At 47.9% G+C, this 25,590-nt stretch carries 25 protein-coding genes, 1 other RNA gene and 3 pseudogenes; 11 read left to right on the top strand and 18 right to left on the bottom strand.

Annotated elements, in window-relative coordinates; translation table 11 throughout:
• Positions 1–69 precede the first annotated feature (69 nt).
• The 3 genes from ssrS to NDA03_RS21470 form a co-directional block, all read right to left on the bottom strand.
• Positions 70–251, bottom strand: a non-coding RNA gene (gene ssrS, locus NDA03_RS21480) — 6S RNA.
• 228 nt (positions 252–479) lie between these two features.
• Positions 480–1,652, bottom strand: a complete 1,173-nt coding sequence (locus tag NDA03_RS21475) for a 5-(carboxyamino)imidazole ribonucleotide synthase (protein WP_348239073.1) — start codon at positions 1,650–1,652, stop codon at positions 480–482.
• Complete coding sequence (locus NDA03_RS21470) at positions 1,649–2,140, bottom strand: pentapeptide repeat-containing protein (protein ID WP_190412943.1); 492 nt, start codon at positions 2,138–2,140, stop codon at positions 1,649–1,651. The genes NDA03_RS21475 and NDA03_RS21470 overlap by 4 nt, the downstream gene beginning before the upstream one ends.
• A gap of 121 nt (positions 2,141–2,261) precedes the next feature.
• Here NDA03_RS21470 and NDA03_RS21465 point away from each other — a divergent pair, with 121 nt between their 5' ends.
• On the top strand, positions 2,262–2,612 hold the full coding sequence (locus NDA03_RS21465) for a phage holin family protein (protein ID WP_190412944.1): 351 nt from the start codon (positions 2,262–2,264) through the stop codon (positions 2,610–2,612).
• A gap of 1 nt (position 2,613) precedes the next feature.
• Here the strand turns inward: NDA03_RS21465 and cobJ are convergent, their stop codons facing one another.
• The 4 genes from cobJ to NDA03_RS21445 form a co-directional block, all read right to left on the bottom strand.
• Positions 2,614–4,566: a precorrin-3B C(17)-methyltransferase gene (gene cobJ / locus NDA03_RS21460; protein WP_348239072.1), complete on the bottom strand. Its 1,953-nt coding sequence runs from the start codon at positions 4,564–4,566 to the stop codon at positions 2,614–2,616.
• Between the two features lie 89 nt (positions 4,567–4,655).
• Positions 4,656–5,999 (bottom strand): C1 family peptidase, encoded by a 1,344-nt coding sequence (locus NDA03_RS21455; RefSeq protein ID WP_348239071.1) that lies wholly within the window; start codon positions 5,997–5,999, stop codon positions 4,656–4,658.
• 275 nt (positions 6,000–6,274) lie between these two features.
• A complete protein-coding gene (locus NDA03_RS21450; RefSeq protein ID WP_190412947.1) occupies positions 6,275–7,891 on the bottom strand; it encodes an NAD(P)H-quinone oxidoreductase subunit N in 1,617 nt (538 codons plus the stop codon).
• 83 nt (positions 7,892–7,974) lie between these two features.
• The gene (locus NDA03_RS21445) at positions 7,975–8,166 is read right to left on the bottom strand and encodes a hypothetical protein (RefSeq protein ID WP_190435167.1); all 192 of its coding nucleotides are present in this window, start codon (positions 8,164–8,166) and stop codon (positions 7,975–7,977) included.
• A gap of 12 nt (positions 8,167–8,178) precedes the next feature.
• Between NDA03_RS21445 and NDA03_RS21440 the strand changes: the two genes are divergently transcribed.
• Positions 8,179–8,739, top strand: coding sequence for a Uma2 family endonuclease (locus tag NDA03_RS21440; RefSeq protein ID WP_190412948.1), 561 nt, complete (start codon positions 8,179–8,181; stop codon positions 8,737–8,739).
• 85 nt (positions 8,740–8,824) lie between these two features.
• Here the strand turns inward: NDA03_RS21440 and NDA03_RS21435 are convergent, their stop codons facing one another.
• From NDA03_RS21435 to NDA03_RS21425, 3 genes are read right to left on the bottom strand one after another with little or no spacing between them, the layout of a single operon-like run.
• On the bottom strand, positions 8,825–10,174 hold the full coding sequence (locus NDA03_RS21435; protein WP_190412949.1) for a GGDEF domain-containing protein: 1,350 nt from the start codon (positions 10,172–10,174) through the stop codon (positions 8,825–8,827).
• Positions 10,155–10,319 carry a hypothetical protein gene (locus tag NDA03_RS21430; protein WP_190412952.1) on the bottom strand — a complete coding sequence of 55 codons (165 nt, stop codon included), beginning with the start codon at positions 10,317–10,319 and terminating at the stop codon, positions 10,155–10,157. The genes NDA03_RS21435 and NDA03_RS21430 overlap by 20 nt, the downstream gene beginning before the upstream one ends.
• On the bottom strand, positions 10,306–10,599 hold the full coding sequence (locus NDA03_RS21425) for a hypothetical protein (protein WP_190412950.1): 294 nt from the start codon (positions 10,597–10,599) through the stop codon (positions 10,306–10,308). Before NDA03_RS21425 ends, NDA03_RS21430 begins: the two co-directional genes overlap by 14 nt.
• A 371-nt stretch (positions 10,600–10,970) precedes the next feature.
• On the opposite strand from NDA03_RS21425, the gene topA reads away from it, so the two are divergent.
• Positions 10,971–13,640 carry a type I DNA topoisomerase gene (topA, locus tag NDA03_RS21420; RefSeq protein ID WP_348239070.1) on the top strand — a complete coding sequence of 890 codons (2,670 nt, stop codon included), beginning with the start codon at positions 10,971–10,973 and terminating at the stop codon, positions 13,638–13,640.
• 795 nt (positions 13,641–14,435) lie between these two features.
• Positions 14,436–14,843: a hypothetical protein gene (locus NDA03_RS21415; RefSeq protein WP_190529273.1), complete on the top strand. Its 408-nt coding sequence runs from the start codon at positions 14,436–14,438 to the stop codon at positions 14,841–14,843.
• Positions 14,844–15,072: 229 nt separating this feature from the next.
• Here NDA03_RS21415 and NDA03_RS21410 read toward each other — a convergent pair.
• The 6 genes and pseudogenes from NDA03_RS21410 to NDA03_RS21385 form a co-directional block, all read right to left on the bottom strand.
• Positions 15,073–15,480: pseudogene (locus tag NDA03_RS21410) on the bottom strand (branched-chain amino acid ABC transporter permease); the annotation flags it as partial.
• Positions 15,481–15,491: 11 nt separating this feature from the next.
• Positions 15,492–17,153, bottom strand: a complete 1,662-nt coding sequence (locus NDA03_RS21405; RefSeq protein WP_242036965.1) for an ATP-binding protein — start codon at positions 17,151–17,153, stop codon at positions 15,492–15,494.
• A gap of 143 nt (positions 17,154–17,296) precedes the next feature.
• Complete coding sequence (locus tag NDA03_RS21400; RefSeq protein WP_348239069.1) at positions 17,297–18,271, bottom strand: ABC transporter substrate-binding protein; 975 nt, start codon at positions 18,269–18,271, stop codon at positions 17,297–17,299.
• Positions 18,272–18,321: 50 nt separating this feature from the next.
• Positions 18,322–18,525: a hypothetical protein gene (locus tag NDA03_RS21395; RefSeq protein ID WP_348234448.1), complete on the bottom strand. Its 204-nt coding sequence runs from the start codon at positions 18,523–18,525 to the stop codon at positions 18,322–18,324.
• Between the two features lie 41 nt (positions 18,526–18,566).
• A pseudogene (locus tag NDA03_RS21390) lies at positions 18,567–19,092 on the bottom strand (hypothetical protein).
• 114 nt (positions 19,093–19,206) lie between these two features.
• A complete protein-coding gene (locus NDA03_RS21385; RefSeq protein WP_348239101.1) occupies positions 19,207–20,316 on the bottom strand; it encodes an AAA family ATPase in 1,110 nt (369 codons plus the stop codon).
• 312 nt (positions 20,317–20,628) lie between these two features.
• On the opposite strand from NDA03_RS21385, the gene NDA03_RS21380 reads away from it, so the two are divergent.
• The 7 genes from NDA03_RS21380 to NDA03_RS21350 are packed head-to-tail and all read left to right on the top strand — an operon-like array spanning position 20,629 to position 24,554.
• The gene (locus tag NDA03_RS21380; RefSeq protein WP_190435144.1) at positions 20,629–20,964 is read left to right on the top strand and encodes an NADH-quinone oxidoreductase subunit K; all 336 of its coding nucleotides are present in this window, start codon (positions 20,629–20,631) and stop codon (positions 20,962–20,964) included.
• The gene (locus NDA03_RS21375; protein WP_348239068.1) at positions 20,961–22,394 is read left to right on the top strand and encodes a cation:proton antiporter; all 1,434 of its coding nucleotides are present in this window, start codon (positions 20,961–20,963) and stop codon (positions 22,392–22,394) included. Before NDA03_RS21380 ends, NDA03_RS21375 begins: the two co-directional genes overlap by 4 nt.
• Positions 22,391–22,780 carry a cation:proton antiporter gene (locus NDA03_RS21370; RefSeq protein WP_348239067.1) on the top strand — a complete coding sequence of 130 codons (390 nt, stop codon included), beginning with the start codon at positions 22,391–22,393 and terminating at the stop codon, positions 22,778–22,780. The genes NDA03_RS21375 and NDA03_RS21370 overlap by 4 nt, the downstream gene beginning before the upstream one ends.
• Positions 22,781–22,788: 8 nt before the next feature.
• Complete coding sequence (locus NDA03_RS21365; RefSeq protein WP_348239100.1) at positions 22,789–23,040, top strand: hypothetical protein; 252 nt, start codon at positions 22,789–22,791, stop codon at positions 23,038–23,040.
• On the top strand, positions 23,037–23,318 hold the full coding sequence (locus NDA03_RS21360; RefSeq protein WP_348239066.1) for a monovalent cation/H(+) antiporter subunit G: 282 nt from the start codon (positions 23,037–23,039) through the stop codon (positions 23,316–23,318). Before NDA03_RS21365 ends, NDA03_RS21360 begins: the two co-directional genes overlap by 4 nt.
• Positions 23,311–23,898: a DUF4040 domain-containing protein gene (locus NDA03_RS21355; protein WP_348239065.1), complete on the top strand. Its 588-nt coding sequence runs from the start codon at positions 23,311–23,313 to the stop codon at positions 23,896–23,898. Before NDA03_RS21360 ends, NDA03_RS21355 begins: the two co-directional genes overlap by 8 nt.
• Positions 23,895–24,554: a Na(+)/H(+) antiporter subunit B gene (locus tag NDA03_RS21350; protein ID WP_348239064.1), complete on the top strand. Its 660-nt coding sequence runs from the start codon at positions 23,895–23,897 to the stop codon at positions 24,552–24,554. Before NDA03_RS21355 ends, NDA03_RS21350 begins: the two co-directional genes overlap by 4 nt.
• 12 nt (positions 24,555–24,566) lie before the next feature.
• Here NDA03_RS21350 and NDA03_RS21345 read toward each other — a convergent pair whose 3' ends face one another.
• Together NDA03_RS21345 and NDA03_RS21340 are read right to left on the bottom strand one after the other, a co-directional pair.
• Positions 24,567–25,277, bottom strand: a complete 711-nt coding sequence (locus tag NDA03_RS21345) for a cytochrome b/b6 domain-containing protein (protein ID WP_190435126.1) — start codon at positions 25,275–25,277, stop codon at positions 24,567–24,569.
• Positions 25,278–25,494: 217 nt separating this feature from the next.
• Positions 25,495–25,590: pseudogene (locus NDA03_RS21340) on the bottom strand (IS5/IS1182 family transposase); the annotation flags it as partial.

Here is a 25,590-nt window from a genome sequence, read left to right as displayed (position 1 = left end):
TTAAAACTTTCAGCCAAGTAAGATACAAAAATCCCCTTATCTCTTGGACAAGGGGATTTTAATTCTATGAGGTTCACCGCAACGCCGTTTTACCTCAGTTTATGACCTGGATAAACCAGGTGGGCACCTAATGTCTGACTTAAAGTTTCCGGGTACTTGCCCGGTCTACTGCTGTCAAAGCTTTTTGGTTCCCGTTAGAACAAGGCAAGATCAAAAAACGTTATTGGCAGTCACCAACGCCGCAGCCTAACCTAAAAATTATTATAGCAAAGGAGCTAGGCCGTGGGGGAGTAGAAGAATCTCATTTAGTTCCCCTCTCCTGTGTTCACTCCTAACCCATACCTCCCAACCTCTAACTCCTAACTCCTAACTCCTAACTCCTCAGCCCTCAGTCCTCAGTCCTAACTCCTAACTCTTCAGCCCTCAGTCCTCAGTCCTCAGTCCTCAGTCCTCAGTCTTCAGTCCTCAGTCCTCTTCCCTCATTCCTCTGAATACCAGATAGATTCAATGATTTGAGCGATCGCTTCTGCCTCAGAACGGTCGGCTGTTTCTAGCAAAACGGTGACGTGACCGAGTTTTCGACCGGGACGAGATTCGGTTTTGCCGTACCAGTGGACGTGAGTGTGAGATAACTCAGCTAGCTGTTGCCGTTTGGCAAGATAATTGCTCTGAGAATGCTCGTAACCGAGTAAATTTACCATGACAGCACCCGCACTTTTGAGAGCGGGACTGCCTAAAGGGAGACCGCTGACGGCTCTAAGTTGCTGCTCAAATTGAGAAGTTTCGCAGGCATCAAGGGTAAAGTGTCCGGAGTTATGAGTACGGGGAGCAATTTCATTCACCAACACTTTCCCAGATGCGGTTAAAAATAGCTCAATGCCAAAGACGCCAACCGCTTGCAGGCTATCGAGAAGCGTATGTGCGATCGCTTTTACCTCTTGCTCCACCGTTGGCGTAATTGCCGCTGGCACCAAGACGCGCCGACACACTTGATCTACCTGCTGTGTTTCTACGACTGGGTAAGTCACCACCTCACCTGCGGCTGAACGAGCGGCAATAATCGCTAATTCTCGCTCAAAAGGCACAAATTCTTCTAACAACACTGGCGCATATTTCAGTCGCTGCCAAGTTGACTCTAGGGCGTGGCTATCTTTAATGATGAAGGTGCCTTGACCATCGTAGCCGCCGCGTCGGGCTTTTAGAACGACGGGAAAATCCAGGTCTTGGAGGTTCAAGGGGTGAGTGAAGGATTTTGAAAGATTGACTTCCTGATTCTCGGCGTCTCCCTCCAGCGTTGTAAAACTGGGAGTTGGCAAGCCGATATCTTCTAAATAGCAGCGCTGATCGTATTTATCTAACAGCGGCGCTAATACTTCCAGCTTAGGGCGAAAGCAGACGCCTTTCTGGACAAGAGAATCTAAAGCGTTCAGGTTAATAAATTCGTTTTCAAAAGTAATGACATCGCAGCGAGACGCTAACTCGGCTGTAGCGGCAGCATCATCAATGGGGGCAAAAATGGTGGAAGATGCGATCGCAACCGCTGGATCGCTCGGATTGGGCGTCTGCACCACCAATTCAATCCCCAACGCCTCCGCTGTACCTGCCATCATCCAGGCTAGCTGTCCGCCCCCAATTACTCCTACACGCTTCATCGACACCCCAAAGACTCACGAGTTGCGATACCAGTTTTAGAATTTACACCAGATGCTTTAATACAGAGTTCTTTTATTTGCGCCCCATCTAAAATTGCATCGGTGAAGTCCGCACCAGCGATATTTACACCGTCAAATATAGTACGCAATAGGATACTTTCCACCAAAACGGCATCGCTTAAATCCGCGCCGTTGAGTTTTACCTGATCGACCATTGCATTGGTTAAATCTGCCCCGTGTAAATTGGCATTCGTCATCACCGATGCACTAAAAATCGCCCCTTTTAAGTCCGCACCCTCAAAGTTAGCGAGTTCCATGTTGGCGTTGGAAAACTCAGCTACCTGCAAAATTTGACCGGAGAAATCCTTGGCTTTCAGTTCGGCATTGCTATAGGACAAGGGAGGCGGATAGTATCCTGCTTGGGCTGGGAATGCCCAGATGAAGAGAACGATTGTTAGTAAAAACGCAGCGAGTTGCCGAAAGGTCATAGAAAAGCGTTTCAAAACACGCTATAGAGTTGGCTATCTTTCAGGTTAGTGTATTCTGGAATCCTTCAGGATGCGAACCAGACCCTTAAAATTGTCAGTGAGCGAGGTTTAACGAAAGCTTATGCCATACTTTTTGGTGACTTGGCTACTTACAGCGATCGCGCTAATGATTACTGCATACATTGTCCCCGGCTTTACAGTCACAAATTTTCTGGCTGCGCTGGTTGCTGCGATTGTTTTGGGCTTAGTGAATGCAATTGTCAAACCCCTTTTGGTAATTTTGACATTGCCGCTGACGCTCGTGACCCTAGGGTTGTTTCTGTTTGTGATTAACGCCATCACAATTTTGATTGCTGGGGCGATTACTCCCGGTTTTAGTATCGCTGGTTTCGGGCAGGCTTTGATAGGTTCAATTGTTCTGAGTCTAGTGGCTAGTGGGCTAAACTTTTTGTTCAACAGAGAAGCCGAATAAATTAACGGATTTTGGCGTCAAAACCGGCGTCAAAACCCAAGTAGCCGCGGGGGGTAATCATCCAATCAGCGTGAGTGCGAGTGCTGCTATTGCCAATGAGTACCGTTGTCAGCATATCAATCGGAGTATCGAGTAATTTCTCAAGTGTAATCAGAGTAATTTCTTCGTCTTCTCGATAAGCTGATTTCACGATCGCTACCGGCGTTTGGCGATCGCGATATTGCAGAAAGATACTTTGGGCGATCGCGATTTGTTGGGTGCGAGTTTGCGATCGCGGATTATAAAGTGCGGTAACAAAATCTGCTTGCGCGGCGGCTGTCAGGCGCTTTTCAATCACCTCCCAGGGGGTCAGCAAGTCGCTCAAACTAATCGCGCAGAAGTCGTGCATCAAAGGCGCACCCACTCGCGAGGCAGCGGCTTGTAGGGCGGTAATTCCCGGAAACACCTGTACCCCTGGCGTTTTGCCATCCCAGCCTTTAACTTGGAGTTCTTCCATGACTAACCCAGCCATGCCGTAGATGCCGCAATCTCCAGAAGAAACAACTGCTACAGTTAATCCCCAATTCGCTAATTCTATTGCTCGTTCTGCCCGTTGACGTTCTTGGGTAATCGGTAACGCTTCTACAATCTGTCCGGGACGCAGCAAAGGAGAAATTAGATCGATATAGAGAGAGTAACCAATGATGGCGTCAGCGCAGGATACGGCGGTTTGAGCCGCTGGGGTCATTTGGTCTAATTTTCCAGGTCCCGTACCTACTAGCAGTAAACAGCCTGTGCGACCCGTATATTCTCGTTCGGATTGAGCGATCGCGACCGTTACCGCCCCTGGTTGCCCTTCTAATTTGAAAACTTGTTTTACCACTTTCAGCGGCGCAATGCCTTCCGCCCCTACAGAAGCCGCATGAATCGCTGCGGCTTCAGCAACGCTGGGCGTTCCGACTTCTGTTTCCACAACTGCTGAGGGCGTGGGGACACTAACAGAACGCAGAATATCAGCCGGGAACGTTCGCAAAGGCAAATGGCGATCGCGGCATAATTCCACTAACCCAACTTCATCGGCTTTAATGTCGATGGTGGCAATCCCTGCGATCGCTTCTTGGGCTAGGTGATTTTTCTCAAACACCTGCCTAATCGCTGTTTCTATCAATGCTTTCGAGGTTCCTCGTTCGCAGCCGATTCCCACCCACAAGACTCTAGGATGCCACTGGACTGTTGGCAGCCTTGATTCTGAGGAAAATCGTTGCTGGGTGGGGCTAATCCAAATCCTCGCCTGGGATGATTTTGAACGATCGGGTTCCTGGTTAGATTGAACCATCTCTGATTGGCTAGCGAGATATTCTGGAACCCTAAAATCAAATGGATGTTTCTCAGGAAGATGACTTTGCCATAAAGTAGAACCCGCTTCCTGAATGACTTGTACTCGTTCCCCTCTCGCCACTGCTGCACTAACGCCCGTCCAGTCTCCCTCGCCTCGATTCCAGCCAAAAGGAACGCCCAGCATATCCACTGCGGGTAGTCCTAACCCAGCGGAGGCACCCGTCAAGACTGGTGTTGCCCCAATGGTAAGGGCGATCGCTTGTGCCAACCGATCCGCCCCTCCCTGATGACCGCTACACAGACTAATCACAAACTGGCTATTTTCATCCACCACGACCACTGCTGGATCGCTGGATTTATCTTGCAATAAGGGTGCAATCAAACGCACCACGGCTCCAGATGCCAAGCAGAAAACAAAGCCCCGATGCGTATTCCACAAGGTTGCTAGGTGGTCTTTGAGGGAACCGCGATAAACTTTGGCTGACGCGATCGCCCTTGTCTCTACAACATCGGTTAGAGACTCTGGAACCCAAAGAGTAGCACCCGTGGATTGACAAAGCGGCTGTAGTTTTTGGGCACCCGTGGGAGTAGTCGCGATCGCGGCTAATGGCTGAAAATCACCTAACAGTAATACCATCAATTGTCTTGAGTTGTTTTGTGACGATTATTTTGCGCGATCGCAAAGCGTATGTCCAAAGGGCTATGGCACTACTCGCTCTCCGGATTTTACTCTTCTTCGAGGGTTTCTGAGTCGTACTCTTCGTCTAGCTCCTCGACATCTTCATCGTATTCCTCTACAGCTTCTTCGTCTTCGTCGTATTCCTCGTCTTCGTATTCTTCGTCTTCGTCTTCGGCGACGGCTTCTATATCCTCTTCATCTTCGACGTATTCTTCGTCTTCCTCTACAGCTTCTTCATCTTCGTCGTATTCCTCGCCTTCAGATTCTTCGTCTTCGTCTTCGGCGACGGCTTCTATATCCTCTTCGTCTTCGACGTATTCTTCATCTTCGGCGACGGCTTCTTCGTATTCTTCATCCTCGACGTATTCTTCGTCTTCGGCGACAGCTTCTATGTCTTCTTCGTCTTCGACGTATTCTTCATCTTCCTCTTCGACATATTCTTCGTCTTCGGCGACGGCTTCTTCGTACTCTTCCTCGTCACTGCCGATGTCGGCGTCTGAAATATCGAGAGCATCGCCAATCAGCGGGATAATGTCATCCAAAAAGGAGGCGTCATCATCACTCCAAACGCCTCGGCTATAGTCGAGGTCGGTGACGCTGCGAATCGTCCAGCAGTCATCACAATATTCGGGATTGGTCATGTAGTCGTAGGGAATGTAACAGTATCCCTTGTCTCCCCAGTGTGCGCCCCAGGAATTGCGAACCACAAATACCCGATCTTTGTCCGAGTAGCCGACGCACAACATCGCGTGACCGCCTTGAGACTCCTCTCGCTCCGGGTTGGGCATGGGAATCCCCTTATTTCCCTCCCTCATGAACGAATCGAAAAGCTGTAACCCAAAGGCAAACGGATAACCCTCGGCTAGACAATGCTTCATGGCGTACAAATCCACGTCAATTCGCTCAGCATCGTCGATCAAGAATTGGGTTGCTTCCTCATAAGCTTGGTCGTGGGGACGGTGAAACAACCGCTCTGGGTGATAGGGCCAGGTTAACTCAGAACAAGCGCCCATCTTTCGCAATACCTGGATGCAATTGCGAAGTGTTGCTCCGGCGTCTTCTTCAATTTCTCCGGCGAGCGATCGCGCATTGTAATAAATAAACAACCGGCTCACATCCCCAGCGGTACCGAGTTGGCGCATTGCCAGGTACTCGTAAGCTCCCGCCATCGCATTCCCCGTGCAACTTCCCACGTCCCCCTGATCTTCTACCGGAGTCAGGTAGTGACGCAAATCGACTCTTGGCGGCAGCTTTTCGGCTTGAAATCGATGCGCCTCGTATTTCTTATCGTTCGCATCCTTTGTGTCGGGTCGATAGCCGCCTAATTTCAACTTTTTGCCGGTCGAATGCTGGACGTAAGCAAGTTTGGGCGAATAGCGAAGATTCGACATAAAACAACCTCTTGGGTCAGCTATCGTTTTATCTGCTCATCTATCTAGGGATAGATTTATGCGCTCATTCTAACTGTCCGCCTGATGAGCGTCCAGGGATGCTCATCGCCGGTGGATGCGATCGCTCGAAAGCCGAAATACACGCTACATTTTGCCCAAATACCAGAAACCCGGCTTCTTCAAGAAGCCGGGTTTTCCTAAGATAAGGACTTTTTACGTTTTTTAGGCGATGAGGAGTCCTGCTTATCCCTTGTCTTAACCTTGACGCCAGGATGTTAAATCTTGGCGCTGGAATCAAGCTGAGGTTGAATTTGACTAACCGAGTCAGCCGCAGGAAGCATAGATTCTAAGGGAGCAAGGTCTTGCGTCGCTACTGTGTTATGCACCGATGCTTGCAGCATTGGCGTGCGGATAATTGAATTATTCGCCAGGGTAAACAACGGGTTAGACAAAATCCCTGCCAAGGATGTCACCACTAACGACACCACTAAAGTCACTTGCAAAGGACGCATTCCCGATATATTCCAGCGAATTTCTGGATAATTCTTCACGGCGTCAGACATTTCTTGGGGTTCTTTTACCACCATCATCTTGACGACACGGATGTAGTAGTAAATCGAGACGACGCTCGTGAGCAACCCTAGTAAGACTAAGCCGTAAACACCCGCCTGCCAACCTGCCCAGAACAGGTAGATTTTTCCGAAGAAGCCAGCCAAGGGCGGAATCCCTCCCAAGGACAGCAGACAAATACTCAAGCACAAGGTCAGAAGCGGGTCTTTTTGATACAGCCCCGCGTATTCGCTAATTTGATCCGTACCCGTTCGCAGGGTGAACAGAATCACGCAGGCGAAGCCTCCCAAGTTCATGAACAGGTAAACCAGCATATAAAACACCATGCTGGCATAACCTTCTTCGGTGCCGGTAATCAAACCGATCATGACGAATCCAGCTTGGGCAATGGAAGAGTAAGCCAGCAGACGTTTCATGCTGGTTTGGGTAAGAGCAACGACGTTACCCAGTATCATGCTCAAGACTGCAAGGGCGGTGAAGACAAAATGCCACTCTTGAGTGACGAGGGGGAAAGCTGTCACCATTAGGCGGATGGCGAGGGCAAATCCAGCGGCTTTTGAACCGACGGAGAGGAAGGCTACAACAGGTGTTGGCGAACCTTCGTAAACGTCGGGTGTCCATTGGTGGAAGGGAACGGCGGCAATTTTGAAGCCAATCCCGGCGATCGCAAAGACTAATGCAATCAGCAGTCCTAAGGATAAGTCAGCGTTCGCGCTGGAAATGCCAGTAGCGATCGCGCTCAACTTCGTTTCTCCTCCCGATAGTCCGTACAGCAGCGAGACACCGTAGAGGAAAATTGCTGTACTCGAAGCGCCAATCAGCAGGTATTTTAACGCTGCTTCATTGGAACGGGGGTCGCGCTTCATGTATCCCGTCATCAGGTAGGACGAGATACTGAGGGTTTCTAAGGCGACAAAAATCGTCACCAACTCATCTGCACCACACAGAATCATTCCCCCAATGGTGGCGCTGAGCATAATCCCAATAAATTCTGCCAGGGAGGTGCCGCTTTGCTCTACGTAGCGGATCGACATCAAAATGGTGACGGCGGTAGACAAGGCAACGATGCCGCGAAAGACGACGCTCATGGCATCGCCGTTGAAGCTACCCAAGAAGCCGATGGTGTTCGTGTTCCCCCATTGATAGTACAAGGCGACGATAGAGGCGAGTAGACCCGCGATCGCGATATAGGGGGTGAAGCGCGAGGACGACCGTCCGATAATCAAGTCAACGACGAGAACTGCCAAAAGGGTGACAATTAAAATCCCCTCAGGCCAGATTGTCCCAACATTCAACTGGGCTGCAAGTTCAGCAAAACTCATGAGATATATAGTTTTGGGTATTTAGGCAGAGAGACTGAGACTCTTAATATTATTTAATTTTATGGCGTTCGGGGTTGCTTGGATTATTGATGAGGGCGATCGCTTTTGGCGTCATGAACCCCAAAGACGCTAAGAACAAGGAAAAAAGGCAGGAAAGAGGCGAACTGACTTGTCAGCGCAACGCGCGATCGCGCTGTCGCTAAAATCTCAGTATGGCGATCGCGTGTCTTCGATTCTGTAACGATGACGCCATTGATTTTTTCGAGATTCTGCAAGGGCAAAAACCGATGGTACAGTCTTCTTGGGCTACTGTAACTGATGAAGAATTGATGCTCATCAGTTCTAAAAATCCAGATTTACAATTTGAGCGGAACGCTGACGGGTCATTGGTAATTATGCCGCCAACTGGAGGAATTTCTGGGAATCGAGAGGCGAAAGCAGTGGCTTATCTGCTGAATTGGGTGGAAACTCACGATTTAGGAGATGTTTTTGGTCCCAGTACGGGGTTCAAGTTAGCGAATACAGCGATTAAATCGCCGGATGCTGCTTTTGTTGCTCAAGGACGCTTGGCAGAAGATTGGGATCGGCAAGAAGATAGGTTTTTAAATTTGGCTCCCGATTTTGTTATCGAAATTCGTTCTAAATCTGATAGTTTAGAAACGCTCCAGGCCAAGATGCGCGAGTATATCGATAACGGAGTACGTTTGGGATGGTTGTTTGACCGTCAAAATCAGCAAGCTTGGGTGTATCGTCCAGATGGCTCAGTTACCCAATATCCCGCTACAGCGGTTTTGAGTGGTGAGGATGTGGTGCCTGGATTTACGTTACCTGTGCGGAGTTTGCTGTAAGCGCGATCGCGTTTGGAGAAATGAACCCCTAAGGAGCAAAACCCACATTTTGTAGAGAAGCGATTTCTCGCATCTGGAGAGGGTTTTAGGTTTGTACAGAAAATTCTTCAGGATCGATTCCCCAATTCACCCAGCGAATCGCTTCACGCGCCGATTTCATATTAGGCGGAACGCGCAAGGCATGAATGTGTCCGGTACTGGGGCAAGTCATTTTTAATAAATATATTGGCTCTACATCGAGCTTATTATCTATTTTTAATAAGGTATATTCTTGCCAAAAATCTAATTTAGTTGCTTGTAATTCTTGGCAGATTCGACTGTAGCCAATTCCCTGAATTAATACTTGCCTCAGCTCAGCGTTGTCTTCTTCTAAAAGCCATTGCGCCTGCCACTGACTTGGGTGCAGTTTGCCGTATTCTTCTGGTAATGTTACGCCGTGATAGGAGTAAAAATTATATCCATCAGCAAATTGGATTGCCGGTTCTCCTTCGGCATGGAGGCGATTTTGGCTATCGAAAGAGATTTTTATAGGGCGTTCGCTGACTATATTTTGTGTATCAAAGTAGCGCCAAGTCCATCCTGCAAACTGCTGTAACTGCCAATAGGCTTGTCTTTGGGTGTCTCGGTCAATGCCATTCAAGGCAGCAATAGACTTAACAGTTTCCCTCGCTGATTCAAATTGAGAAGTTAAAAATAAAATATCAATCTTTTCTGTAATTGGGCAGGTTTTCTGTAACAAATTAACCGGATAATTCAATAAATTAAGTTGGAGTAAAGTATATTCCTCCCAAGAATCTAATTCTGTAGCTCGTAAGTCTTGTAAAAATCCACTAGCATCCTTGATTATTACTTGCTTGGATTCCGAATAAGTCTCTTCTAAAAACGATTCGGTTCTCATAGAGAATTGGATGGGACCTTCCACGCGATCGCGTCCGTTGGATTTAGCCTTATCTGTCTCAAGCTCGGCTACTTTAATTAATTCCTGCCAGTTTAATTCAGGCTCTGGAAAGCAAACTGCTACTCCCGCAGAGACAGTGCAACGATGAATGTAGTAATTCGGATCTACGTATAGTAGCTTAGCTCCTTCCCTAAGTTGCTCGGCTAGTCGCCTACAATCTTCTAGGGAAGTTTCTGGCAAAATTACTGCAAATTCATCACCTCCTTTGCGGCAGGCTATCGCTGAGTTAGGAATATTTCTTTGTAAGAAGCTCCCCAATTCTTGCAGGAAGAAATTGCCTATTGAGAAACCAACCAAATTGTTGTACCTTTGAAACCAATCGATATTTAGCAGAATTAGACCTAATAATTGCTGACTTCTTTCTCGACACCCCTGCCACTGCAAGAATGCAAACATATAACGCCGATTCAATAAACCTGTGAGCGGGTCGCGAAATATTTGGTTAAATAGCAAATCATCAATCAGGAGCTGGTTCATTTATTCGGTTTAGGCGGCTTTTACCACTTCTGCGGCTTCTTCTCGGTCGATTGGCTCGGTGGAAAGCGATCGCTCTCCACTTCTGGCGATAAACTGGAATCAGCGCTTCTTGTGGCGTAAGTTTATCAATCTTAATCTGCGACATATCGCCATCCTTGAGGCTCGTATTCCCGCTGAATTCGCACCATCCAGCTGCCTTGGGGAATAGAAATCGCGTTATGCTCCTCGTGGGTTAAAGTTGCCGTCTCTGAGAAGACGCGCAGATAAAGCGTGCCATCTTTTTCGTACAGTTCTGCTTGTCCGTCGCTGATGCGGTGCTTGTGTCCCGTCACTTCACCTTTGGCTAAAGTCAGGTGAGATAGCTTTTGTCCCTCGGCTTGCTGTGCGGGGAGTAAAATCACATCGCCTTGTCGAATGGGTTGCATCGGTTCTCCTCCAAATGCTGCTAAGCTGTTTCAGCCTGATGTTGGCATCCATTCTGGCACAACTCAAATACTTAGGGAGGTCGCCATTGCAATCCTCCATAAGTTAAACATTGAGATAGCTTTAAATTAAGTCTGGCGCGAACAGCTCTCTTGCGAGCGGCTCTAAAAAAGCGAGTTATCTTTGGGAGAGCGAATCGTCCCTAAATGGGATTGACCGCCATTCTTGGAACCGGCTCTCGTCAAGCTTGGTACGCCAGAATCGAGACTTCACTCGTCGGTTTTCCGCATAAAATCCTCTCAATCGCTCTTGACATCTGACATAAAGTATTTAAATTAACTGTTCAGCCCAGCTGCTATTTCTCCAAGCTCCCATGTCAACCCTCGTTATCGTCGAATCTCCCACCAAAGCACGCACCATCAGTAAATTCTTGCCTTCCAGCTACCGGGTCGAGGCGTCGATGGGTCATGTACGCGACCTGCCCCAATCCAGCAAAGAAATTCCCGAAGCCTACAAAGGGGAAAAATGGGCGCAGCTGGGAGTAAATGTGGATGCGGACTTTGAACCCTTGTATGTCGTCCCCAACGACAAAAAGAAGATTGTCACCGCCCTGAAAAATGCCCTGAAAGAGGCAGATGAATTGGTGTTGGCAACTGACGAAGACCGAGAAGGCGAAAGCATTAGCTGGCATCTGCTCCAGCTATTGAAGCCAAAGGTTCCCATCAAGCGAATGGTGTTCCACGAAATCACCAAAGAAGCCATCCGCGACGCTCTCAAGAACTGCCGTAATATTGATGAGCAGGTGGTTCGCGCTCAGGAGACGCGGCGGATATTAGACCGGCTGGTGGGATATACGCTGTCGCCGCTGTTGTGGAAGAAAATTTCCTATGGCTTATCGGCGGGACGGGTGCAGTCGGTAGCAGTGCGGCTGTTGGTAAATCGAGAGCGTCAACGTCGAGCCTTCCGCCAAGGCAGTTACTGGGATCTCAAGGCAAGTTTAAATAAAGACAAGACACCCTTTGAAGCGCGACTTGTCGCTCTCAAGGGGACGAGAATTGCCACTGGCAGCGATTTTGATGAAGCCACGGGACAAATTATTGCCGGACGGAATGTGATTCTGCTCTCGGAAGCGGAAGCGAGAAGTTTAGAGGCGCGACTGGCAGATAAAACCTGGACGGTGGCTGACTTAGAAGAGCGTCCGGTTACTCGCAAACCTTTACCGCCGTTTACCACCTCGACGCTCCAACAGGAGGCGAACCGGAAACTACATTTATCTGCCCGCGACACGATGCGAACTGCCCAGAGTTTGTACGAGCAGGGGTATATTACCTATATGCGGACAGATTCAGTGCATTTGTCGCAACAAGCGATCGCTGCGGCTCGCAGTTGTGTCGAGCAAATGTACGGCAAGCAATACCTCAGCCCGGAACCCCGCCAGTACACGACGAAAAGCAAGGGCGCTCAAGAAGCTCACGAAGCCATTCGCCCCGCCGGTAGCAGCTTCCGCACTCCCCAGGAAACCGGCTTGAGCGGTCGGGAATTCGCTCTATATGACCTGATTTGGAAGCGCACTGTCGCCACCCAAATGGCAGAATCTCGTCAAACTCAAATTACCGTGCAGTTGCAAGTCGAAGATGCCGGTTTTCGGGCTAGCGGCAAACGGATTGACTTTCACGGCTTCTTACGCGCCTACGTGGAAGGATCGGACGATCCTCATGCAGCACTAGAAGACATGGAAGTCATCTTACCAACTCTCAAAAAAGGCGATCGCCCGACCTGCAAAAAGTTAGAATCCATCGGTCACGAAACTCAGCCACCGGCAAGATACACGGAAGCTTCCCTCGTTAAGACCCTGGAAAGTGAAGGCATCGGGCGTCCCAGTACCTACGCCAGCATCATCGGCACGATTATCGAGAAAGGCTATGCCCAGATGAATGGCAACGCCCTCGTTCCCACCTTCACCGCCTTTGCCGTCACCAGTCTGCTAGAACAACACTTTCCCGATTTGGTCGATCCCAGCTTCACCTCCAAGATGGAGCAAACCCTAGATGAAATTTCCACTGGGGAAGCCAAATGGCTGCCATACCTGAAAAAGTTCTATCTCGGAGAAATGGGTCTGGCAACCCAAGTCAAGGAAAGGGAAAAGGGGATTGATGCCACATCTGCCCGTACTATCGAATTGGACGATCTCGGTGGGGCGAAAGTCCGGATTGGTCAATATGGCCCCTACATTGAAGCTGAAAAGGACTCTGGGCCAGTAAAAGCCTCGTTGCCTAAGGATCTGACCCCCTCAGACATCCACGCTGAGCTAATTGAGACGCTGCTACAGCAGAAAACAGAAGGCCCCGATAAAGTCGGCTTGCATCCGGAAACCGGCGAACCGATTTACGTGCTGATTGGCACTTACGGCCCCTACGTCCAACTGGGTGATGCCACTGAGGAGAACAAAAAACCCAAACGCGCCTCTCTTCCGAAGGGTGTCACGATTGAGGACGTGACGCTGGATATGGCAGTTGGCTTGCTATCTCTGCCGCGGACTTTGGGCATTCACCCAGAAACTAACGGCAAAGTCCAGGCAGGATTGGGACGCTTTGGCCCTTACGTCGTCCACGACCAAGGCAAGGAAGGCAAAGAATATCGCTCCTTGAAAGCCAGTGACGATGTATTGACAATTGACATTGAACGTGCAATTGAGCTTCTAGCTGAACCGAAAAAGGGACGCGGCGCGACTCGCAGCAAGTCTAAGGCACCGTTACGAGAACTGGGGACTCACCCGACTGATGGGGAACCCGTGAATATCTACGATGGCCCTTATGGCCCTTACATTAAGCATGGGAAGACGAATGCTTCTGTGCCAGAAGGGGAATCTGTGGAAGGGTTGACGATGGAAAAAGCGCTGGAAGCATTGGCAGCGAAGGCAGGTTCCACAACAAAATCTAGTCGCAAATCCACTAAGAGTGGAACATCTGCCAAAAAGACCACCACTGGAAAGACAACCGCTAAAAAAACGACAGCAACCACTAGCACTAAGAAAAAATCTTAGTTTCTTGCCGGTGGTAGGAAGCGATCGCTCTTTTGAGAACATGAAAGCGATCGCTTCCTTCACCTCTCGGACACTTCTCTACGATGAGCTACTGTCAGGATGTATAAGGTGAAAGTTTCATCCTCAATGCTATATATCATCCGCTAATCCCCAACGCGCCACCAAGGAATGTGTTTCTTAGGAGTAAAAGCCTTCCGCCCTCTGCCTTCTTTAACTCAAGCGCTGGCGAAGCCACAACGCAAACAGAGGTAGAGCCAGTCGGTAGCCTTGTTATTGTATCCACCAACCCGAAACTGCGATCACTTCCCTTCAAAAAGTGTTAGACAAAATGCGATCGCTCTTATCGTTGCCTAAGAGAGGAGATGCGATCGCACATTGGGCGAATGTGAGGAACTTGACAACATTGGATGTTCAGATGGATAGCCCCATCTTACAAAGAAGATAGCAACTTATGAGTGATTATGTATTCACTGGGAGATTAGTACCAGACCTTTGTGACATTAACCTTGCTGTTCCTGTACCATTACAAATGCACGCTGTAGATGCTGGGTCATTATTTCAATTTGCAACTCTCAAGTATCAGCCACAATTAAGAATTTAAGTGGAAATTTCGACTTACTGTCCTTAAGAAACTATGTAAGAGACGCAATCAGGACTTTTGTAGATACGCTCAACTACATTCACGGGTATGGATACGATATTGAGATAATAACAGTTGTAGAACTCAATACTGGCCAATCGGTAGTATTTGGTGTTGGGATACGTGAACTCTTTGAAGTTCAAAGTGAACGTCCTTTGGCATTTGAGAAAGTGTGGTTGTTAGCACGCGATTCACAACCACTCCGCCGCGCTCTTGCAAACCTGAGAGAAGCTATTAGGGAACCGAATGATACGGGATTCTTTTGTTTTCGGGCAATTGAGAGCATTAGACAGCACTTTTACGAACCGCAAGATCGCGATACAGATAAACCAAGTTGGGAGCGATTGAGGAATTCACTGCGTATAGATAGAAGTTGGATCGATGCTTTGACTAAATCTTATGAAGCTGGGAATCAACGTCACGGAAAATCTCCTTACATGTCTGGAGAAAACCGTGTATCAGCCATGCTGCATACATGGAAAGTAGTAGATAGGTTTTGCCTCTATCTCGACAATGGCGCTGTTCAGTTGGCTGAAGAAATTGAAGAACTGAGGCTGAACTGATTCAGCAAAGGATTCTACAATCTCAAGACTTACAAACTTCATTCCACGCCTGTTCTGGCACAAATTCAAATTACGCAAGACAAACAACATTAGCACCAATGCAGAACAGCCATACCATAAACCTCAAACAGAGCAGCAAGAGAGCCACTGTTATCGCCTACCCTCTTTCCACTCTTCCCCACCTGGTAGCCGAACTAAATTCTCATCAATGATTGCTGGTAACATCTTTTTGAGATTGAAAGGGTTGAGGAATGGCAAAAATCCCCACAGCACCACCTGTAATCTCCAAGTTTAAAGCCAAAACTCGTAGAATTTCGACAAAGGCGATTGTGGCAATTGCTAAGAAAATTCCCCGCAATCAGAGAACTGGGATTCCCAGTGCGATCGCGAGGACTCCAGAGACTAAAGCTGCCACCAGCATTTCTAACAATAAAAATGGGACGGCGAATAAATTGCCGCTGAACTTAAACACCTGAATTGATAGAATTGCTGCTATATAACCCCCCAAAGCATAGAATCCCGGAGTCGCGAGAGATAGTTGACCCCCCATCAGCGGCAAGTAAACCGAAAGTCATAGAATTGCTCCTAAAATCATCGAAACGATTAAGAAGCCATAGTTATTAATAAAATCTGACATTTACTATTTCCTCATTCCCCCATTTTCCCAGCTTCTCTGCTTTTTTGTCGCACGGGAATTTCAATGATAAACTGCGCTCCTTCTCCGGGAGCAGAAATACATTTTAATTGACCGTTATGTTTTTCTACCACAAGCTGATAGCTAATAGATAATCCTAATCCCGTGCCTTTTCCTACTGGTTTCGTAGTAAAAAACGGGTCAAATATCCGCTGTTGTATTTCTTGGTTCATCCCTGATCCATTATCGGCGATCGCTACCACTACCCAATCTGATTCATTAATGGAAGTGCGAATAAAAATCTGTTTTTTTTCATTACCTGTTGCTTCTGATAAAGCATCAATACTATTATTGATAATATTCATAAACGCTTGATTCAACTGCCCAGCATAACACTCAATCTTGGGTAAGTTTCCATAAGCTTTAATAATTTCAATACTGGGAGAATCTCTCTCCCCATTCAATCGATGTTTTAAAATTAATAAAGTGCTATCAATACCTTCGTGAATATCAACTTTTTTAAGTTCTGACTCGTCGTGACGGGCAAAGTTCCGCAAACTAAGGACAATCTGACGGATGCGTTCGCTGCCAACTTTCATAGAAGCGAGCATCTTGGGTAAATCATCAGCCAGAAATTCCCACTCCATCTCTTCAGTCTGTTCGACAATTTCACGAACGGGATTCGGATAGTGTTGCTGATAGAGATGAACCAGGCTGAGTAAGTCTTGGGTGTAGTCATTGACATAAAGAAGATTGCCGTGAATGAAATTAACAGGATTGTTGATTTCATGAGCAACTCCCGCAACCAGTTGACCTAAGCTAGACATTTTCTCGGCGTGAATCAGTTGTGCTTGGGTTTGTTTTAGCTTGTCTAAAGCTTGTTTTAGTTCTTCATTTTGGCGCAGTGTTTCTGTATTCTTCTGAACTTCTTCAGCCATTCGATCGAAAGCGATTGAAATCTGACTCAGTTCATCAGAGCCTTTTAAATTAGCACGGACTTCTAAATTTCCTTGCGCTAAGCTGTTACTAGCTGCAACCAGTTTGCCTACTCGCAAGTTCAAGGTTTTGTAAAAGAAGAACCAGAGAATGCTACAAAGCACGGCGAGAGCAACACTGTAGGTTAGCGATCGCTCTAAAGCATCGTTGTATGCCTGAGCTTTTAGCGACGAAAGGTCATACTCCAACAACAACACAGCTACCCTCGACGGTAGGATTTCTCCAGGCGAAGCTCCCAAAAGCACTGGATAAATTGCCCTGAGGGTTTGTCTATCGTCCCAGAAAATTACCTGCTTTGACTGAGTTTGCTGGACTTCTTTGATCGCTGATAAGCTGGAGGCTGCTAGAGTGTTGCTGATTAAGCGATTTTGCAAGTCAAAACGAGTTGACAAGAGTACTCGCTCATTTTCATCACAAAGCAAAGCTAACCGCAGATTAGGAGCGGGAGCAATCTGAGCGATCGCTAAATGGGCACCCTTACCTTGAGCCGTTCTGTACAAGTACTCTAGTAATGTTGCTGTTTGACTTGCAGAAAATTCAGCCTGCTGTCTGATAATCGTTTCGGTACGGGAGAAGGACTGAGAGACTTCCCGTTGAAACGAAACCAAACCTAACACACTGCCGAACACTAACAGAATCCCTGGAATCGAAAACCGCAGAGGAAAGGGGAAGCGATGCATAGGTAGACTTTTTGCAAAAATAGTTTTGCCTGGAGGCATGAACCACAGATTAACCCAGATAAACACAGATGAATCTGATATTAACTGTAGGCATCTGTAGTTTTTTCATAAAGGTATGTTGAGTGTTGCAATCGGTCTACGCTTTAGGGCTTGACATCTCTAACCAGTCTGTCATCGAGCAGAGGGTTAAGGTCTACGTCTTGTTTCAGTATGTTATTTTCAACCAAGAATTGGGATAACCGTTGGGTTCCCTTGAGCAACACAGAATTGGTTTTTCCCAAGAGTTTCTGGTTTTCCTCAAGGGTGACGAGCTGAAGCCCCTTGAGGGATGATAAGAATTGTTCGGGTGTGATTCCTTGTCGCCGTGCCATTCGACGAGCGGCATCTTCGGGATTTTTCTCAATATAATCGAGAGCGCGGAACCAACCCTGGATTAACACCTGCAATTGAGTAGCATGCGTCGTCAACAACGACTCACTGCCAATTAGCACATCGACTACTTCACCAGGAATCTGGCTGCTGTCAAAGAGTAACTTGGCTCCGGCGTTGAGTATATTGGAGCGGTATGGCTCAAAGGTGACAATGGCATCAACGCGACCTTGTTTGAACGCCTCCTCCTGCTCCGATAGCTCCACAGGGACAATCTTGACATCTTTGAGTGACAGACCGACTTGTTCTAAGCCACGACTCAGGACAAATGGTGCCAGCATTGACCTGTCAAAGCCAACCCTGCGCCCTTTTAAACTTTGCAGATTCGCCAGCGCTGGTTTAGCTACAATGGCGTCTGCACCATTAGAGATATCCATAATTAGCCAAGCACGGACATCTGGATGAGTCGGCGCTAATGGCAAAAACCCAGTCATCGGTGTGGCGCTCATTTCTACTTCACCGTTCCGGTAAGCTCTGTTTGGGTCGAAGTTGGGATACTCCACTAATTGAATCGGGGTTTTACCGTAGTATCCCAGTTCGCGAGCCAGAAATAGAGGTTCATACCCAGGCCAAACATTGGTACCAATCCGTAAGGGTTTCAGGGGTGCTGGGACACAACTGATTAGAATGAAGCTTGAGAGGGCGATCGCCACAATTAACAACTTCACAGGCAAGGTAAAACCTCTCATCTTTAGTCCTCTGAGGGCAGTCCTAATAGAAAGCTCTTTTTACCTGAGTATTATCGAATACTTTTCAGGACTAGACTTTTGTGAGGCGCGATCGCCCCAGTAATCCTTGTGGTCGAACCAGAAGCATGATGAACAAGATAGCCCTGCTCGGAGCCGTAAATCAAGCCTTTGTGCTGCAATCGGGCGATCGCGCCTTGGAGACTGCCCCCTCTGGACAAGTAATGCTTGTGAGCGATCGCTGTTATTGTATCCACCAACCCGAAACAGCGATCGCTTCCCTTCAAAGAGTGTTATTTTATCGCCTACCCTCTTTCCACTCTTCCCCACCTGGTAGCTGAACTAAATTCTCATCAATGATTGCTGGTAAAGTTTTTGCCGAATGTTCATACGTTAAATCGAGCAATCTCTGAGCCGTCATTATTAAATCTGTTCTATCCACCGACGCTGCAAGTTGGCAAGGATGATAAAAATAATCCATAGCTTCTATATTTGCCGGACGAAGTGCTGCCTCAATTGCCTCTTCTAGAAAAGGCTTCCATTCATCTTGCTCGATGTAGTAAGACGTTTTATTCTCTTTGAGATTTAATGTTTGAATTTGCTGGAGAGAATCTGAAATTAAAGCTGCCCAGGAATTAGTTAAACACTGGTCAACTTGGTTTTGAATCAAGTGAGTCAGCATTGTGACCAGACACGCTTCGATATTACAAAGGATCGCTTGTTTACTCATGACTCATCCCCTCCAGCTCATGCACAATTGCCAAAGCATCTGCATAGGGTCCTTCTAAGATGCTAGTTCTTAGGTCGATTAGTTCTTGAGTTATAAATGCTACCTTCACAGATAGGCGTTGATAGGCTGAATATAGCATTCAGTCACCTGACATCTTGACTACCCCCTTAAGCGATCGCTCTCATTTTTCGGTCTACTAAATTTGGTATCAACTGAGGCGTTGGCGAAGCCACAATGCAAACAGAGGTAGAGCTAATCGATAGCCTTGTTCGGAGCCATAAATCAAGCCTTTGTGCTGCAATCCCGCGATCGCACCTTGAAGACTCCCCCCTCTAGACAGGCAATGCTTGTGAATGTAATCTCGACTTTGCGGCTTGTCAGTGGGATCTAACGCCAGAGACTCCAACAGATGCGTCTGGTTAGCTGGAAGCAGCATCAGTAATGACTCGAAGACCATCGATAGGTCGGCTAGTAGTTCTTGGATTGCCTGCTGGACGTGCCAATCGCGAATTAGCCCGTCAGAAACTCGTACCGACTTGAGGCGTCGCACCAGTGCCGAAGCATCGCCTAAGTGTCCCTGCACCGCATTGACAAAGAGTTCCAGCGCTTGCGATCGCGGATCGAAAGTCAGCCCTTCGCCATGCAAAACTGCCTGAACCCAGGCAGCGACAACATCGTCCGATAAGGGAGCCAACTGCATGGTTTCCAAGCTGTTGCCTGGTTCATCAGGATGAAGACTAGTTTCTGCGATCGTGGCGATTAATACATAACTCACCTGAGTCTGACGCTGAATCTCGTTCCTCAAAAACGTTTCCCACATTCCATTGCGATCCCAAGAGCGAATGTGGGGGAAGCTTTCCAAAATCAGCACCACCCGTTTCCCCGAAGACTCCGCTAACTGTTGCAGGAGATAAAGTAATGCTTCAAATGCTTGCCAAAGCTGCTCTTTATTCTCTGCGCGAACGGGTTTCAGTCGCTGCCTGCCACTTGCTTCATCTTTCAGGACAAATAATTCAGATGCCTTGCGTTCAATCCACTCTCTGATGAAAGCTTGAGCCGTTGCACTTTGAAACGTCTGATCTATACTCTCGCACAGCAATTGCACGAAGCGCTGACCATCAGTAACCCGGATGCAGTCAACCTCCACGATTTTAATTCCAACTTCCTGAGCTGCGCGCCGTACCAGAGTCCGCCGTCCGCTTCCCGGCACTCCAGTAATTAGCAGGTCGCCATCACGCGCTAAAACCTGCGTAATTCGCTGGAATTGCCCTTGCCGCCCAACTAATTGAAACGGTGCTGATAAATCCACAAGATTCACGGCTTTAGCGTCCCGCTCCCAAGTGTAGAAACCTTCTGGCAGCAGGCCTTGACTCGTTGGCAAGCCGCCACCTGTATCGGTGGACGAGCCAGGGCTGAGGTTAAGCATTGATTTGCCAATCGATTCTGTCATACCGCTATTGCTGCGTGTTTTATCCTACCCGATCGCAAGCTCAAACCAACAAGTTAGTGTGGCATGAGTCTATAGTTTACCCTGGCACTTTTCAATAGTGTCAATACTTTCCGGCACTATTAAAAAGTGCTATATATCTTTTAGCACCATTTAACAGGCATTTACTCATAGGCAATTCCCGTGTTAGAAGCATTTGTCTTCGCAACAATCTTGTGCGGATTTCTCGGCATCATCCTTAAAAAGAACCTAGTTATGAAGATCATCTCTATGGATGTCATGAGTACAGGCGTTATCGCCTATTACGTGCTGATTGCATCACGAGATGGTTTATTCACACCCATTATTTCAGACGCCGCAAATGGGGCTTACGCCGATCCCGTCCCCCAGGCGGTCATATTGACAGGGATTGTGATTGGCTTTTCGATTCAGTGCTTAATGCTGGTCGGTGTCATGAAGTTGGCACGGGATAATCCCACCCTGGAAACCAACGAGATCGAGAAGAGCAATACCCCATGAATACCATTACCCTGGCATGGATCGCACTACCATTTTTCTTGGGGTTCACCATCTATCTGTTCCCCAAACTTGACAAAACCCTCGCACTGTTCACGGCATTTGCGTCAGCTGCGTATGCGTTGCAGCTATTTGTCGAACAGTCGCCCCTGAAACTAGAGTTACTCGATCATTTCAGCGTCACATTAATAGTCGATCAGTTAAGCGGCTACTTTATCTTGACCAATGCGCTGGTAACAGCCGCAGTCATCCTCTACTGTTGGCACAGCGATAAGACGACTTTCTTTTATGCACAAGCCATCATTTTGCATGGCAGCCTCAATGCCGCGTTCGCCTGTGCAGACTTTATCAGTTTATACGTGGCGTTAGAGGTGAGCGGGATTGCCGCGTTTCTCTTGATTACCTATACTCGCACCGATCGCTCGATTTGGGTTGGCTTGCGCTATCTGTTTATCAGCAACACGGCAATGCTGTTTTATCTGGTGGGCGCGGTGCTTGCCTATCAGACCAATCATTCGTTTAGTTTTGCAAGTTTGCGCGGGGCACCACCGGAGGCGCTAGCCCTTATCTTTCTGGGACTCTTGATTAAAGGGGGAATCTTTGTATCGGGATTGTGGCTACCGTTGACCCACTCCGAATCGGAGACACCAGTATCGGCGTTGCTGTCGGGAGTTGTGGTCAAAGCTGGAGTCTATCCGCTAGTGCGTTGTGCGCTAATGGTGGATGAACTCGATCCACTCATCCGGATTTTCGGAGTTGGGACAGCACTGCTCGGCGTGTTCTATGCCGTCTTTGAAAAGGATGCCAAGCGGATGCTGGCGTTTCATACGGTTTCGCAGTTAGGCTTTATCCTCGCTGCCCCAGCCGTAGGTGGCTTTTATGCACTGACTCACGGGCTGGTCAAATCGGCACTCTTCCTGATTGCAGGTGCTTTACCGAGCCGAAACTTCAAGGAACTGCAACATAAGCCAATCAATACAACAGTCTGGATTGCTCTAGTTATCGCCAGCTTCTCGATTTCAGGCTTTCCCTTGTTATCCGGCTTTGGGGCGAAGGTGTTGACGACGAAAAATTTACTGTCCTGGCAAGCGATCGCCATGAACATTGCGGCTTTGGGAACAGCAATCTCGTTTGCCAAATTCATATTCTTGCCGCATAAACCGGACGGCGAGGAGGCAGTAAAGCCCGGTTTCTGGCTAGCAGTGAGCCTGCTGCTCGGTGGTTTGTTTGCGGCAAACGTTGTCTATTACGAGGCTTATACCCTTGCGAATATCGTGAAACCACTAGCAACTATTGGCCTTGGTTGGGTGGCGTATCTGTTGATTTTTAAACGAGCAGTACTCAAACTGCCCCGTGTGATCGAGGAATTTGAGCATCTGATCGGAGGGATGAGTCTAATGTTGATCCTGCTTTTCTGGATGGTAATGGCATGATTGGATATCTGAATCTGATATTGCGACTGGCCATCTGGTTTTTGCTCACCGCTAATCTGAGTGTGGCAAATATCATCATCGGTATCAGCATCGCACTCTTATTACCGGGGCGTCCCAAAGCCCCAGGCGCATTAAAGGACTGGCTGCGGGCGTTGTGGGAAACTCTGGTGGCAATTCCACAGGCATATAAGGAAGCCTTTGAAATGATCCTCCGTCCCCACAATTACGAAGAGGTGACGATGGAACAAGTCAAAGCCGGACGGACACCTGGACTCATCTTCCTGGATATATTTCTGATCACCTTTACGCCCACAAGCATTGTCTTGAAGTACCACGAAAATGGCTGGTACGAAGTCCACTGGGTGCGACGGAGGAGAAAGGCATGAACTTGGCACTGAACTTGGCACTGATTGCAATGATTCTGGCTCTGCTCATACCTATGTACGAGGCTTGGCAGGATGAGAATATCTGGCAAAAAATGTTGGCATTTGCCAGTGTCGCCACTAAAGCATCAATCATACTCCTGGTTGTATCGGTCTTACGGGATGATTGGATGCTCGGTGTTGTAGGAGTCATCATCCTGAGTGTGGGTAATGCCGGATTAATGTTGTTGGCACAAATCCTTAAACGTTTGAATGAAGTATGATCACCGCACTTAGTTATATCTGCATAGGTATAGGAATTTTCTTCTGGTTTTGGGGAACCTTCCCCCTGATCGGCGATCGCTCGGTACTATTCAAGCTGCATACTCTTTCTGTTGCAGATACCCTCGGCTCGATGCTCATCATTGTCGGACTGCTCCTTCCGAAGGTACCTAGCGAATGGCCGTTGCTCATCCTTGGCATTATCACCTTAGCAATTTGGAATACAGTGCTGGGCTATGTATTGGCATACTCTTCCAGCACGGGAGGAAGCGATGAATGATAGCTATATCTATGTCATAACCGCCCTGATGCCGTTGTCCGCACTCATGCTGATACTTCAGGCCAATCCCTACCATGCCCTCGTAATCCAGGGAATACAGGGAGCGGTAGCAACATTGGTATTTGCGGTTTTGGGAGCGGCGGATGTTGCTTTGACCCAAGCCTTGATGGGCACTCTGCTCGCGATTACACTTTATGCGATCGCAGTGCGTTCATCACTGGTGATGCGTCTTGGTGTACTCGAAGACGGGGCGATCAAGACAGATGACGAGTCCCATTTAGGGCAACTGATGGATGACTTACGAACAATTTTCGGCAAACACTATATGCGTCTTGAGGTTGTCCCGTACACGAATAGGCAGGCTTTGCACCGAGCACTGATGGAGAAAGAAGTCCATGCCACCTGTGGCAGACGAAACTACGAGAATCAAGAGCCTGTAGCGAGTGAGGACGAACAGCAACCTTATCACATGGCAACTAGGGTGCGACGGCTCTATGACATCATGCGAACCGAACTTTCGTCACCAGCAACAAGCCTAACCTATGTAAATGCAGCAGACTCAGGGGGTGAATACAAATGAAATGGGTCTATATTGCAGCGGCGATAGCGCTGTTTGTCAAATTCCTCGTCATGCCCAATCCGGAACCGGACTTATCGTTCTCGATCGTCCAAACGCTTGTACAAGAGAGTGGAGTACCTAATGCAGTTACGGCTGTCATTCTCAGGAATCGGCTGTATGACACAATCTTTGAAGTGGTGGTATTTACGATCGCGGTAATGGGTGCCCATTATCTGCTGGCGAACGAACGACCATTCTGCGCGATCTATCAGTTCACCGATCAACCCTCGATTGTTATGGCGCGTCTGGGAGCGACCATTGCTGCGTTGGTGGGTATCGAACTGGCGATTCGGGGGCATCTGAGTCCCGGCGGTGGTTTTGCGGCTGGAGTGGCGGGTGGAACGGCGATCGGTCTTGTTGCGATTACCTCATCAACCGAGTGGATGCAGGAAATCTACAAGCGCTGGCACGCTGCGACATGGGAGAAGGTTTCGGTTCTGATTTTCATTGTCCTGTCGGTTATCACTCTAGCCGGATACGAATTACCGCACGGAGAGTTGGGCGCACTTTTCAGCGGCGGGGTTATCCCCCTGCTCAATATCCTAGTTGCAGTAAAAGTCGCGTTGGGTTCTTGGGCAGCTATTTTGGTGTTTATTCATTATCGGGGATTGTTGTAAGAGATTATGCAGCTACTTAAAGAGTGGAACAATCCAAGCAGCAGTTAGGCTCATCAACACGAGAATCTCTAAAACTTTGAGAGGAAAGGACAGTTTCAACCACTCTTTAGCAAAAGTCGGTTGCCAACCAGACCACCATTGAAGAATATTTTCTCGCCACAAAGTGGGACTATCTTTAGGGCGGAACTGGTAACTTAATATTGACAAGAGAAGGGGAATTCCTCCTACCTTGGCACTCATTAAGAGATGCAAGGCGATACAGACAACCATCACTACCCATGAAATGAGGTGAGCATAATACCAACCATGATTAAGCTCTCCCCTTGGCAACCAATTTTCATCCATCATCTTGCCAGAGAAAACGGCAAAAGTCAGTGCCAAGATAGCAAGGGTGTTAATAACTCGATGCAGCGTGTACCACCATACAGGTTTACCCAACTGTCCAAGTTTTGCCACAAAATCCTGCTGGATAAGTCTTTTGTGTCCACGATGGAAAGCATATAGAGCAAATAGAGGAAATACAAGTAAGGCATATAGCCCAAACGTGCCATGAATTCCTTCTATTTCCTTTAACTCTGGCAAGGGAATTCTTCCCCATCGCCCATCGTAGACATCGTATGTCCAGAAAGCGGTCAAAATCGCAGCAATTACGAAAAGACCAGTAAAGCCATGCAGAATACGGAGAAGAAAAGGTTGATATGGCTCAGAGGGTTTTGCAGGCATGAACTGAAATTTTCCACTCATCTTCCACTCATTCAATTGTCTCACTCTGCGATCGCCTATCCAAAAAAGCCATAACCTATCAATTTAGATAGTGGTTGACGGATGCTTGGCAGAGTTTGAGAATAGGAGATCGCCTATTCTCCCTAGTCATGATGCTCCCCTAATGAAAAATCCTTTGAGGTTATGGGTGATTTACTCAATAGACCTCCTGCATGAATCAGGAGGCATGTGCCAGTTCGTAGTTCAGCAAGCCAGCAATTAGGTTTAAGCGCAAACCAAATCTCTGCCTGCGATTGCGATAACGTCCTGAAAA

This window comes from Trichocoleus sp. Lan (assembly GCF_039961855.1).
Taxonomy (GTDB): domain Bacteria; phylum Cyanobacteriota; class Cyanobacteriia; order Cyanobacteriales; family FACHB-T130; genus FACHB-T130.
This window is presented reverse-complemented; position numbering and strand designations above follow the sequence as displayed.